13 protein-coding genes are annotated in these 12,622 nt (G+C 40.1%); 9 read left to right on the plus strand and 4 right to left on the minus strand.

What is annotated here, in order from left to right:
* Nucleotides 1–108 precede the first annotated feature (108 nt).
* The 9 genes from QQ041_RS08205 (at nucleotide 109) to QQ041_RS08245 (ending at nucleotide 8,659) form a co-directional block, all read left to right on the plus strand.
* On the plus strand, nucleotides 109–372 hold the full coding sequence (locus tag QQ041_RS08205; RefSeq protein ID WP_285953560.1) for a hypothetical protein: 264 nt from the start codon (nucleotides 109–111) through the stop codon (nucleotides 370–372).
* A gap of 957 nt (nucleotides 373–1,329) precedes the next feature.
* Nucleotides 1,330–1,854, plus strand: coding sequence for a hypothetical protein (locus QQ041_RS08210; RefSeq protein WP_285953561.1), 525 nt, complete (start codon nucleotides 1,330–1,332; stop codon nucleotides 1,852–1,854).
* Nucleotides 1,855–1,931: 77 nt separating this feature from the next.
* On the plus strand, nucleotides 1,932–2,429 hold the full coding sequence (locus tag QQ041_RS08215) for a hypothetical protein (RefSeq protein ID WP_017080976.1): 498 nt from the start codon (nucleotides 1,932–1,934) through the stop codon (nucleotides 2,427–2,429).
* A gap of 89 nt (nucleotides 2,430–2,518) precedes the next feature.
* Entirely contained in the window at nucleotides 2,519–3,244 is a 726-nt protein-coding gene (locus QQ041_RS08220; RefSeq protein WP_285953562.1) for a molecular chaperone, read from the plus strand.
* Nucleotides 3,245–3,246: 2 nt separating this feature from the next.
* Nucleotides 3,247–3,933, plus strand: coding sequence for a molecular chaperone (locus tag QQ041_RS08225; RefSeq protein ID WP_285953563.1), 687 nt, complete (start codon nucleotides 3,247–3,249; stop codon nucleotides 3,931–3,933).
* 91 nt (nucleotides 3,934–4,024) lie between these two features.
* The gene (locus QQ041_RS08230; protein ID WP_285953729.1) at nucleotides 4,025–6,409 is read left to right on the plus strand and encodes a fimbria/pilus outer membrane usher protein; all 2,385 of its coding nucleotides are present in this window, start codon (nucleotides 4,025–4,027) and stop codon (nucleotides 6,407–6,409) included.
* Entirely contained in the window at nucleotides 6,399–7,280 is an 882-nt protein-coding gene (locus tag QQ041_RS08235; protein ID WP_285953564.1) for a hypothetical protein, read from the plus strand. The genes QQ041_RS08230 and QQ041_RS08235 overlap by 11 nt, the downstream gene beginning before the upstream one ends.
* Before the next feature lie 95 nt (nucleotides 7,281–7,375).
* Nucleotides 7,376–8,065 (plus strand): helix-turn-helix transcriptional regulator, encoded by a 690-nt coding sequence (locus QQ041_RS08240; RefSeq protein ID WP_285953565.1) that lies wholly within the window; start codon nucleotides 7,376–7,378, stop codon nucleotides 8,063–8,065.
* Nucleotides 8,066–8,338: 273 nt separating this feature from the next.
* A complete protein-coding gene (locus tag QQ041_RS08245; RefSeq protein ID WP_146492502.1) occupies nucleotides 8,339–8,659 on the plus strand; it encodes a cytochrome c in 321 nt (106 codons plus the stop codon).
* Between the two features lie 33 nt (nucleotides 8,660–8,692).
* Here QQ041_RS08245 and QQ041_RS08250 read toward each other — a convergent pair whose 3' ends face one another.
* From QQ041_RS08250 to QQ041_RS08265, 4 genes are all read right to left on the minus strand, one after another.
* The gene (locus QQ041_RS08250; protein ID WP_285953566.1) at nucleotides 8,693–9,256 is read right to left on the minus strand and encodes a hypothetical protein; all 564 of its coding nucleotides are present in this window, start codon (nucleotides 9,254–9,256) and stop codon (nucleotides 8,693–8,695) included.
* Nucleotides 9,257–9,376: 120 nt separating this feature from the next.
* Nucleotides 9,377–10,822 carry a pyridoxal-dependent decarboxylase gene (locus tag QQ041_RS08255; RefSeq protein ID WP_285953567.1) on the minus strand — a complete coding sequence of 482 codons (1,446 nt, stop codon included), beginning with the start codon at nucleotides 10,820–10,822 and terminating at the stop codon, nucleotides 9,377–9,379.
* A gap of 188 nt (nucleotides 10,823–11,010) precedes the next feature.
* Nucleotides 11,011–12,015: an AraC family transcriptional regulator gene (locus tag QQ041_RS08260; RefSeq protein ID WP_285953568.1), complete on the minus strand. Its 1,005-nt coding sequence runs from the start codon at nucleotides 12,013–12,015 to the stop codon at nucleotides 11,011–11,013.
* 111 nt (nucleotides 12,016–12,126) lie between these two features.
* A complete protein-coding gene (locus QQ041_RS08265; protein ID WP_285953569.1) occupies nucleotides 12,127–12,447 on the minus strand; it encodes a hypothetical protein in 321 nt (106 codons plus the stop codon).
* Between the last annotated feature and the right edge of the window lie 175 nt (nucleotides 12,448–12,622).

Here is a 12,622-nt window from a genome sequence, read left to right on the forward strand (position 1 = left end):
TAGGAAAATTCCTACAAACATCTCCGCAAAGGACTACAAATTTAGAATAGGGAAACTGACGCGTAACAAAGTAATAAACCTAAAACTCAAATTTGATCAATGTTGTGTATGAAATCATATGTAGATTTCATCGATCATAACTATGCTTCTTTAGAAACGGAACACTGTACATACTCTGTTGAATGGGACGAATTCAGTGGCGAGATACTATTTGGTACTCTCTGTGCTCATTCTGATTCACACTGTGGTGATAGTCATACCCTTTTGTTTCCCCTTGGTATTGTAAACTTTGATTTTGGCAAAGGTCGAGATCAACGCTTATACATGGGGACCTCTCGTGATGGCTTGTCGGGCGGTACGTTGGTATTCTAGTTCGGTTACCAAAACCAATTAAACTCCGGTACCATCTTTAATCTGGCCTACCCACTGTTATTTCAGGTGAAGTTTGGACACCCCCTTTACGATGTCACCAGGGAATCCTGTTCGCTTTGCTACTCATAGAGATATCAGTTCAGAAGACATCACTACTTTCCTAACAAAGCTAGAAAATGCGCTTTAACTCTTAACGAGAAGAGCCTCTATCGCAATTAAGACTAAAGCTTCCCTTAGGAAGCTTTAATTTTTCTAACAAATTCGTTAAACATTCCCACAGCCAAAATAGCCTTCAACACCTGCTGGTTTTCTAAAAAACACACTAGATTGACTGGAACAGAACGCAATCTCGTTTTGGCCTATGTGAATACCTTCTAAGAATCATCCACCACATTTCAGCATTCTATTATCGCTTACGTTTGACTTGCATTGGTGACATAGAACATTGAATGGTCGCTAAAGGTAAATAACTTAGTGATAACATTTAAAGTTTTTAATTACCACGCACAAGGTAATTAAAAATAGAATAAATCTGTCCTATATCATTTATTTAAACAACTAATTTAAATAAAGAAATAGTAGATAGTCCCTCTCCGCCATTACAATTTATAACCGCTACAATCAACTTATAAATCAAATTTTCAAGTTAGTATTTCCGTTAATAACACTGCCATAATTGTGATGACAGTAGCCCATCGCAAAACTCAACACACTCGACGTAGACCATACTTCTATTATTATCAATTAAATAAAATTTCCTCGTCAAACCAAATTTGGGGTGAAATCCCTCTATCTAATTGAATATAATATTAATACCTCGTAATTTAGCCGCTACCTATCAGGCTAAAATCATACCAAAACTCATACTTTCCTTAAATAATAAACTTTTTTTACTACTTCATCATTTTTCAAAGCACATATAGTTTTCAAAGTTAAGCAACAAGTTACATTCAATCGTTGAGAGGTGAGATTATGGTTAGAGCATTTCGAATTCTTCATAACTTAATCATCTCAGCGTTAATTTTCAGTCTGTCACTTTCATTATATGCCAGTGCTAACAAATTAACGTTAGGAATTAGCGGCCAGATCAAAGACCGATGCGAAATAAACTTCTTTTCTGGCAATATCATGAATTTTACGGAACACCGTGATGTACAATCGTTGCCTTTTAATATCTATTGTAACCGTCCTTTGGGTATAACGATTAACTCAAAATATGGAGGGTTAAAATATCAACATCAAGGGGTTGATATTATTGAAAGTTACAATTTGTCATTACAAATAGATGAAATTCGTCTTCATGAAAGTAGGCACAGCAGCCAACTTACTTCACCAGTAATGATAGACAGTTCTGGTGTTATTCCGTTCTCTCAACATGGGAATCTTAGGGTAGCACTCGAAAATAGCTTGCGTTACGCAGGTTATTATCAAGACGTTATTGAGATCGAAGTTTACCCTTCGATTCATAGCGTGACGAAGTGAAAACTCTGCAATGTATCTGCAGAAAAACATACGCTCAGCAGTATTCGAGCCAATCATTTAAGATAAAGGAATTTCTAATGAAAAAGCTAACACTCTACGCAGCAACAGTCACAGCTATTTTTGGTGCTCAAGTCCAAGCCGCTCCTGGTGATGTCCAGTTAGTGGGATTTGTTTCACCTGTATGTGAGGTTACTGGTCTTTCAACGCAACTGATGGACTTTGGTAACGTATCTCAAATTCAAAACCTTTCTGTTAGTGGTCTTAACATGAAGTGTAATGACGTCGATGGTGCAACGGTGACACTGACAAGTGCTGAAGGTGGTCTAGAGTCAGATGATAGTGAAGACTACGCTCTTACATACGATGCAACATTTAATCCTTCAGGCTTAGCTCCTTTCACGCTTAATGCACCAGGAGGCCCAGGTCTAAATGACGTTTCAGTCAGTAATTCTTATGGCGGTTCTGGCGCATTAGCGACAGGTGTTGCCGCATCTATTGATATTGTGACGACAGAAACCTCCCCATGGGCAGGTGGCTACTCAGATACATTAACCGTAAATATCACCTCAAATTAGAGGCTAATAAGTCGGGGGCTATTAATTGGCCTCCGACTTAATCTCAGCCTCAATCTCAACGACGTAAGTTTAATTTGGAGCTCTTCGCTATGTATCAATGGATCGTGCATAAATGGATCGTTCTTTTCCTATTGTCATTCACTTGTTTGTCCGCTCATGCGTTCAAAGTAGAACCGATGTCTATGGAAATGACGCCGCTTGGAAAAAGAGCTCAAATGACCATGAGGGTTGAGAACTCTTCTCAAGAACCACTCACGGTTGAGTTGTCTCCGGTATATATGACAATGGACAAATATGGCAAAGAGACCACCACTCCTGCTGATGACGAGCTATTAGTTATTCCTGTGACCGCGATTATTGAACCTGGACGATCACAATCCATTATGGTGCGCTATTTAGGCGATCCTTCCATCACAGAATCTAAAGCGTATCGAATTGCTGTGAAGCAAGTGAAAGTTCAAAGAGCAAGCAGCAACCAAGGGCAAGTAAGTCTTTTACTTCAGTTTAATACGCTTATCAACGTCCGACCTCAGAACACGGTTTCTCAGCTTGAAGTAAAAAGTATCGAACAAAATGACAAAAGGAACAAATGGGTTCTTGAAGTAATTAACAGTGGCAATAGTTATGGTCGATTAACCAATACAACATGGAAAATATCTGATGGTAAAAACTCAATCTATTTAAAAGGTGTAGAAATCGCTAAGCGTATTCCGGGAACTTTAGTCCTTCCCTACTCCACTCGTTATTTTGAAATGCAGCCTCTTAAAAATTACAACGTGAATAACCTAACGATTGAAATAGAGCAGGAACAATAGCAATGAGACGTTATATTTGGGGAACGCTCATCTATTGCTTTCTGTGTGCACAAACGTTGGGCATAACACTGTTTCCAACCGTCATCGAGCTCAACACAGATCACCGGGCAGCATCTCAACTGGTTGTGACTAACAACTCAACACAAGCTCTCCCACTTGAAGCTAACGTTCGTCGATTAAAATTCTTATCTGATGGTACATTCGAGACATCGGAGCTAGCGAGTGAAGAGGTGTTTGTGTTTCCACCTGCCGCGATGTTAGCCCCCGGAGAACGTCAAGTATTCCGTATACAATGGTTGGGAAATAGATCACTCGAAACCTCTCAGAGTTATTTCATCCGTTTCAGTACCGTGAATATTGGACAGAACAACGCGAGAATAGATAAACCCATCGATTTGACAACCGGTATCAACTTACAAGTTCACTACAATGCGTTGTTGCACATTCACTCATCCTCGTTAGAACCTGACGTGAAGTTGCACGTAGATAAACAAGGCAAGCTAACACTTACTAATTCAGGGTCACGATTTACCTATACATCGCTACTTCATTTTGCGGGGCTTGAATCTCAGAGCCAAAAAGTACATGCGGCTTTAGGTGAGCAGTTTATTCCACCACGCTCCACTATTACTTTCCCTTCTACTTCAAATTACTTACCAATGGGCACTTACCATGGGCATGAAAACTGAAAACCATCACAAGATGTGGCAAGTTTTGTATGTCTTAGGATTAGTACTTTTTTATTGTGCCGCCTTAAGCCCTACAGCTTGGGGTCAGGAAATGGTCTTGAATCCAACAGGGCGAGATATTCAACTTACCTCTTTGCTAAGGATAAGTGACACCATACTGGGGGAAGCGGACATTATCATTACCGCAAACAACGAGATCTTGTTACCGAAGGAAAGTACGCTTTCTCTCCTTTCTTCCGTCGTAACTCATGAAGGTATTGGGAGACTCAATGACACGACAGACGATGAAATGCTGTCTCAGCATCATTTTGAGAGCGTAGGATTAAATCTGAGTTTCGATTTCTCGTCATTAGAATGCATCGTGACGGTACCGCCTGAATTTAGCTTAACCCAACAACTGTCTATGAACAGCGCAGATGATTTTTATAACTATGCCGAACCAAGTTTATTAAGTGGATACGTTAACTTTGCCCTTTCGGCCAATGAGACCCAATATGTAGATCAAAATTCGTCAAGGCAAGATCTCTATCGCGGTCAATTCGACTCAGCACTTAACATTGGTTTTCTAAACTTTGAGTACGAATCCTATTTAGAAAACAGCTCATCACAAGATTCGCGATACGTAAGAGAAGGATCTCGTCTTAATATTGACTTTGCAGAACAAGGCACACGACTTGTCCTTGGCGATATGTACAACAGTGGTCAATCTTTTCAGGACAGTGCCGACATACTTGGTATTGGGTTAACGCGAGATTTCACACTCATTCCAACCAGAAATGCGCGACCACGAGCCAATCAATCATTCACCCTTCAAAGGGCTTCAAATGTCGATGTCTATATAGATGGGATTGCAGTCCAACGATTAACCCTAGGCGCTGGTAGCTATAACCTTAGTGATATCCCCCTGGCGCAAGGCAGCAATGATATTGTACTCGTCATCACCGACCGCTCCGGGAATGAAGAACGCATCGAGTTTTCTATTGCTACCGGTAACGACTTGCTCAATAGCGGTGAGTTTGAATATAGCGTCATGTATGGAGCGCCTTCTGAATTACAAAATGGACAACTAGAGTACCTAACCGACGAGCGTATTTTCCATGGTTATATTGATGTGGGTATTAGCCCTTGGTTAACGTTGGGTACGAACTTTCAAACCCGTGAAGATCTTTATCAATATGGTGCCACCGCGTTACTCGCTTCTACATGGGGCGTGACTGAACTCACGGCCTCTCGTAGCGAACACCCTACATTTGGAACTGGCGACGCTTACAAATTTGCGTTCGATGCGGAGTTTTCCAATACGAACACGCTGTCTCCACAACTGAGTTTTAGTTATGAATATCTGGCCAACAATTTTACTGGGGTCTCAGGGTTTGATGCTTCTGATATCGATATCAACTTAACCACTCATTATGTGTCTGCATTCAGCTCCATTTACCTTGGTCAGTCTTTACGTGCTGCCATGACCCTCAATTACAGATCAGGAATAGACAAAGAGAACGATTATTGGCTTATTAGCCCGAGTTTATCGGACGGGCTGTTTGATACTCCCGCTACTTGGAGTGCACGCGTTAACTATCGGCATAACGCGAGCGAAGACGATGACATCAGCACGACTGTCACCATAAGTTGGCCTCTTAGTCGACAAACTCGTGTTGTCGGTCGTTACACCACAGAACTCAATGAGGCCGCCTTAGATTACAGCTATCAGAATAATATTGGTAACACAGGAGGGGTGTCGGCGTTTGCGAGTGTTATTACTAACGAAGAGACGGATGCCGATATGGATGCTGGGATTAACTATACGGCAAACCGTTATGAATTGAATGCGACTCACGCTTCGCGGCTTGAAGAAATTAGTGGTGAAACACGAAACCACAGTACCGACGTAACTATTAGTAGTGCACTTGCTTTTGCAGGTTCATCTGTGGCAGTCGGCAGACCAGTACGCGAAGCGTTTGCGATTGTCACCAAACATAAGAGTCTGAAAGAGAATGACGTGGCTATCGATCCTACAAAAGACGGTGAGCACGCACGCGTTTATCTTAAAGGTGATGCAAGTGCTATGGTCCCAGACCTTGTTGCTTATAATGGCCAAGTAGTCAGTTACGAGGTCGATAACTTGCCGCCAGGGTATGACTTAGGTGACGGCGCTTTTTGGATTAAGCCGGGTTATAAACGAGGCTTCCAACTCCAAATTGGATCTGATGCAGTATTAACCGTTATTGGCAAGCTATTCGATCGTCAAAGTAACAACCCTATTTCACTTGTCGCTGGTGTAGCACATTACCTTGGTGAAGCAAAGCAGTTGCCAATTGACTTCTTTACCAACCGTAACGGCATATTTGCTATCTCTGGATTAAAGCCAGGTAAATATCAATTGGTACTCGACACTAAAGAACAAGAGTCAGTCATCATTACCCTCAGTGAACGCAGTGACAACTTGATAAGACTAGGAGATGTTTATGTGGAATAAACAAGTTCTTTGGGGATCCTTGTTCCTCATCGCCATAAACCATGTACCTTCGGCATTGGCGTGTGAAGCCAGTGCGTTAATTATTCAACCCGTCTCATCTAAATCACAATATGATGTTTTCAGCGCAGGCACATTCGCAACAATAAACACTTACCGAATAGATGCGAACATAATTGGCGAGCCCTGCGAGTTAACCTTAATTTTGCAGCTTAACGATACCAGTCGCTCGTTAAAAGGGTCTAGCCAAGACAAACTCAACTTTGAGTGGTCAGGGCAGATTGGCATACCGGTGGCTAATCAATGGCACTTATCATTAACCGATAGCCATCCTTCGGCAACGATACAAATGCGATTCCCGAGCAAGCAATGGTTAGCATCAGGAACCTATCGGGGGTTATTGGAAGTCTCACCTTCTTATATATCAAATAGTAAACAAATAGAAATTAGCCCTAGCTCCATCCCGGTCTCTGTTAACGTTCCGCCTGCTGCAAAAATTCATTTTTATGGATTAACCCAACAACATTATGACCTTGATCTTGGAACATTATATTCAAACAAAGTTATTCGTTCTGCGCCTAACCTATGGGTTCAAAGCAATACAGCTTATACCATCGTATTGGAATCATCCCACCAAGGAATGCTACGTCATGAATCTAATGAGACCAAATGGGACATTCCATATCAATTATCCCTCGATAACGACAGAGTAAACCTTGAGCAACTGGATGTAAGAATTCAACGTCTTTCGGCTACGATTGGTCAACCGATTCCTTTAAGCTTTGTTATAGGTGAAACAGAGAACAAACCAGGAGGACAATATAACGATACATTACAAATTTCTATTGCACCTCGACTTTCACAGCAACCGTAATTATGCAATTATGTAAAAATTAAGCCGTAGAGCTCAATTTTATAAAACACAACGTCATAGAATCAAAACATGATTTGCCAGGCTCGGAATAAGTTATGCGTAAAGATAATTTAAAGCACATGCTCCTAATTGGTGACAATGGTATTAACAACCAGTTTATTCAGCGTGAAATAGAAAAATACAGTGACTTTTCTTTTAGCAGAGCATGTATGACAAGCATTGGGCGCTCGAGTAACCATAAAACTTTCGATGTCGTCCTTATTAGCTACTTACTCTTGGCAAAGATCGAAGATATCAGCATCATCTTATCAAGAATAGAATCCAATAAATGGGTAGTCTATGATGTTCCTGCAGACATTACCGGACAGAGTATTACTGTAATGCAACTATTCAACTTGTTTAATATAAAAGGAATCATCTATCAGGACGCTCCTATTGATCACCTTACCCGTTGTTTAAAAACAGTGTGTGACGACGATTTGTGGTTGCCGAGAAAGTTAATGTCACATATTTTAACTAATAGACACGATTACACTTTCAAGTCGAAGGTAATACTATCTAGCCTTACGAAAAGAGAAGTTCAAATATTCAAGCGAGTGATAAGAGGAGATTCAAATTTAGAAATATCAAACGAACTATTTATTTCAGAAAGTACGGTAAAAACACACGTATACAACATATATAAAAAAATAAACGTCAATAACCGAAAAGAAGCAATAAGAAAAGCAAATTTTATCAATAGTTTAGAGAACATTATACAACCAGACATGAAATTCAAAATATGAATATTCAATTCAAAGCTTGATCCCCGCTCCCCTTAGTAATTTTCTATACTAAAATTCAACAACAGCCGATCTCAGAAAACCTAAATCTCCCTGCACTCTTCTAGTCGGCGAAAAACTGTTTTCAAAAAGTTTAGGTGATCCGATTGACTCACGACTTGCCTAAGAAATCACCAATAGCACCATAAACCATATTAAGTGTTCATCTAGAACAAATAATCCTTGAGCTTCCCCTAAGGGGAAGCTTTATTGTCATGCTTTTAATGGAGTAAAACCGTGACTTACCATCCCTTCGCTTTGATCTTGCTTACCCTTTCGCCTAGCCTTTATGCTGCTGATTTTGGAAACTCTGCTCTAGGTAAAATGAAATCTCCAAGCTGTGTGTTTTGCCATAACCCCACCAGCCCATCAACTAATAGCACCTACCCAAACCTTTCAGGTCAAGATCCCCTCTATCTCTTTAATGCAATGAAAGCGTATCAAAACGGAGACAGACAAGGCGACTACGCAGATATGATGCAAGCACAACTGAGTAAGCTCAATGATCAAGATTTGAAAGACATAACCGCATTTTATTCATCTCAAGATAGTGAATAGCTGATGCGTTTAGCATTGCTTAAATGAAACACATCATATTACTTTGATGTGTTTTATTGATATTGTCGAGACAGGAATATCACAAGACTCAAGCTTTCCGACTTTAATATTGCTTCTTCTTTGAGGAAGCTCATAATAGTCAAAACAATAGTTATTAATGTTATTGACTTGATCTCCCAACGGTAGCAACTTATTTAATTTGGAAATATAACTAGGATGTAGCTTGTATAAATCACTAATGTTTTTTCTGTTAACCATCAACGTATTTCGATTTGTATTCGCGTAGCTTAATATTTTATTGCCTTTACGGTTTAAATCAAAATCACAGTTACTACAATTCGAAATCTGTGCAAGTATAGTCTCACCACTGTTACTTAAAAACACTTTAACCTTTGTATGATTTGTACTTAACACGCTGTTATTATTACTATTAACCTTAGTATAATCAAAATAGCCAACGAACTCGAAACCTCTATCAATTTCAAATAATCGATGTTCACCATCTGTAGAGATAACGTGCTCATCAACGATAAATGAACCAGAACAACCCACTAATATTAATGAAAACAATAGGTAAACCGTAGCTTTAAATTTCATAATTAACTCCATAATTATTTTTCAAAACCCTATAAGTAGAGGATTCCATAACTCATGTATTAGATGAAAATTAATAAAAAGCCCCAATATTCAATTGGGACTTACTCTCTGAAAGATGAATTAAGATGCTGCATTATCCATCAATTCTTTCTCCGTCTGGTATGCTTCAATGATCTTTTCAGCAGAAAGGTCAATATCTTCCATCGAAGTATGGCAACTCAAAACCGAGAACAGCATCGTCTTTAAGCCTTTGTAGCCCGAAGTTGATGGATATAGCGTTCCTTCTTCCTGCAAACGGTGAACAACTCGATCCGTGAGTTCATTGCGGTAGATATCATCACCTTGACCAAATTGAGCTGAGAAACGATTGGATACAACATCGTTCAGAATCGTGATGCCTTCTACTGCAGAAAGTTTTTTCGCCATACGCTGTGCTAGTTCAGTACAACGATCAATGTGCTCAACAATCCCTTCTTTACCTAATGATTTAAACGCTGCATACACAGGAACGCCACGTGCTCTTCTTGATGCAGAAATACCAAAGTTAATTGCGTTTCGATCTGGTTTTTCCATTGCATCGTTAAGGTAATCACCCATATTACTTCCACCCATAGCCTTAGATAGCGCTGCGGCGTCTTTTACGATGATCATTCCACTGTCATACGGCATGTTGAACCATTTATGGCCATCCGTATCAATAGAATCTGCTCTCTCAATCCCTTTCAACAGGTATTTTTGTTTATCACTAGCTGCTGCCCATAAACCAATTGCACCATCTACGTGTAGCCATGCATTACCATGCATTTCTACGGCATCAGCCAGTTCATTAAATGGGTCGAATGCACCTGAATCAATACAGCCAGCCTGTGCGCAAACGAGAGTTGGACCTTCTAGCGCAGAAATAGTCGCTTTGAGGTTGTCTGGAATTATGCGTAAGTTATCGTCTGTTGGCACTTTGACGATTGTTTCTAGACCGATACCAATCATTGACAGTGCGCGCTTTATCGTTGAGTGGATTTGGTCACTGACAACAACGTTAATACGAGGAGCTCCAAACAAGCCTTTGGTGACTACATCCCAACCAGCACGTTCAAGCAGTGTATTGCGGGCGGTTATCAAACCGGTGTATATAGCTTCTTGCGCACCAGAAGTGAAACCTACCGCCGTACCTTGATTTAAACCTAATAGCTCAACCATCCACTCTGCCGCTGTTTCTTCAACAACAGACATAGCAGGGCTAGAAACGTAATAAGGCACATTTTGGTCCCAAGCACTCACTAGCCAATCTGCTGCTAGTGAAGCAGGAAACGAACTGCCAATCGCGTACCCAAAAAAACGTGCACCACCCGATGCCATTAAACCAGCATCGACATTCTTTACCATTTCATCAATCACTTGTGATGGGTCTGTTGGTCGCAATGGTAAATCTCCGCCGATAGATTCACGTAAAGCTTGTGAGGTTGTACCTTTATCTACCTGTCTATCTGCTAAAGATTCTAGGTAAGAAACTGCATGTTTCAGAGAGCTTTCAAGTGGTAAGCGATATTCATTAAAACGGTGTGACATGATGATTCCTCTATTTGTTGTCTACCCAATAATGTTATTGGATCTGGGCTTTGAGGAATTGTCATATCACGCCACGCGAATACGATTTGCTAAAGTTCTTATGGCAAGAAAAAGAAAGCAAAGTGTCACTTCTAAAAACAAGATATCGAGTATTGAATCAAATATAATGCTTCCCCATAAACACCAACCTATAAGCACTGATGTCTACTGCGGAACTGTGAGGGAGTAAAACCGGTTTTGCGTTTAAAGAAACGAGTGAAGTTAGCAGACTCACCATAGCCGATATTGGTAGCTATTGACGTTATTGAGTCATCCGAGTGCTTCAGTCGAACCTGAGCCTCATTTAAAATAAGATCATCTAACACTTCGCGATAAGTTAAACTTGCGCCGAGTAAGCGCCTCTGGATAGTCCTAGGACTCATTCCCAATATGTTCGCAGCCGTTGATATAGGTAACTTTCCCATCGACAAGTATGGTTGCATGGCATATTTGAATGAGCACAAGAAATCACTAGGGATACCTTCTCGATCTGTGAGTACTCTTCGTTCTGACTTTTTTAGTGAGTTAACTTTCTGATTCAAAAGTTCGTTATTTAGGCGAATACCTGTGACTGAACGGAGTGTGAAAAACTGAACATGTGCTAACTTTGAACATTCAAAAAAGCACTCCGTATGTGGGCTAACAATTGTCACATACTTTTCTTTGCTGTTTTGTTTTGTCAAAGCTGTTACCAACTCATCCAGAAAAATGATCGAGAATATCTCAGCGTACTTAAACCAGTCTTGTGTAGCGCCCTCTTTTTCACGCACTAACCAGTAACAATCATTATGGAGCTTTAAAGATATTCTAACTCCGCTTGAGTAATATCGAATGATTTCACAGAATTCTTCTAGTGCTTCTTTTACAGTGCCCTCCCTTGCTTTAACCAAATGAGCAATCACGCCAGGTATATAGGTGTTCTTACACATTAACCAAACACGAGTCACAAATGTATCCAGCGAAACACTTTCACCAAACATTCTGATTATGTTGAGTAAAACAGTCTCAGGTATAAACGGGAATGCACAGGTTTGTATGTCAACCGGTGCTTTTACGCCAGTAATCAAAGAATGGACATTAATATCTTTTTCACTAAAGAGTTCAGCTAGATCATGAATACAACCTGTGCGAACAAGTGGTACTCCTCTATTCATATGCTTTCACCTTCCGACCTTATTCACTTCACGTTGATATGTTGAAAATCCTGCCTAAGAATTAGAAAGCCCCTTATTAGTAAATTGAATAAGGGGCTAAATTCATACTATTTAGTTGTACTGAATATAAAGCATCTTTCTTAGGCTATTGCATCGATTCTTATCCAGAGGCTCCCCTAAATACTCGCCTTCTTCTGCTGCCGTTTTCATTAATAACGCTCGTGCACGCTCATCACTAGGTAGATCTCGATATTTTTCATAGGTTTTCATTTTTAGAATTTTGTATTTAGAATTTTGGCTAAGGTCAGAAAAGTTATCGTAGCAGTAATTCATAGCACCTGAGTTTGCGCCAATCTTACTGGCATCTGTGATTGCATACGCGTTGGCAGTCAACACAATCATAGATAATGCGAGAGTCTTTATCAGTTTCATATCCAGTTCCATTTAACGTTAGTCTTATATTTATTGCAGTTATCGAGCCATCAAATCAACTACAAATAATATTCAAAAATTGATGCTAATCATTCATCTAAAGCCATGCTAGCCATTTGGCGACACATCAAAAATAACCACTTTAATTTATACCGATTCGACTCTGCCCGAGGAT

This window comes from Vibrio sp. TMPB1044, from assembly GCF_030442075.1.
In the GTDB taxonomy this organism is placed as follows: Bacteria; Pseudomonadota; Gammaproteobacteria; order Enterobacterales; family Vibrionaceae; genus Vibrio; species Vibrio satsumensis.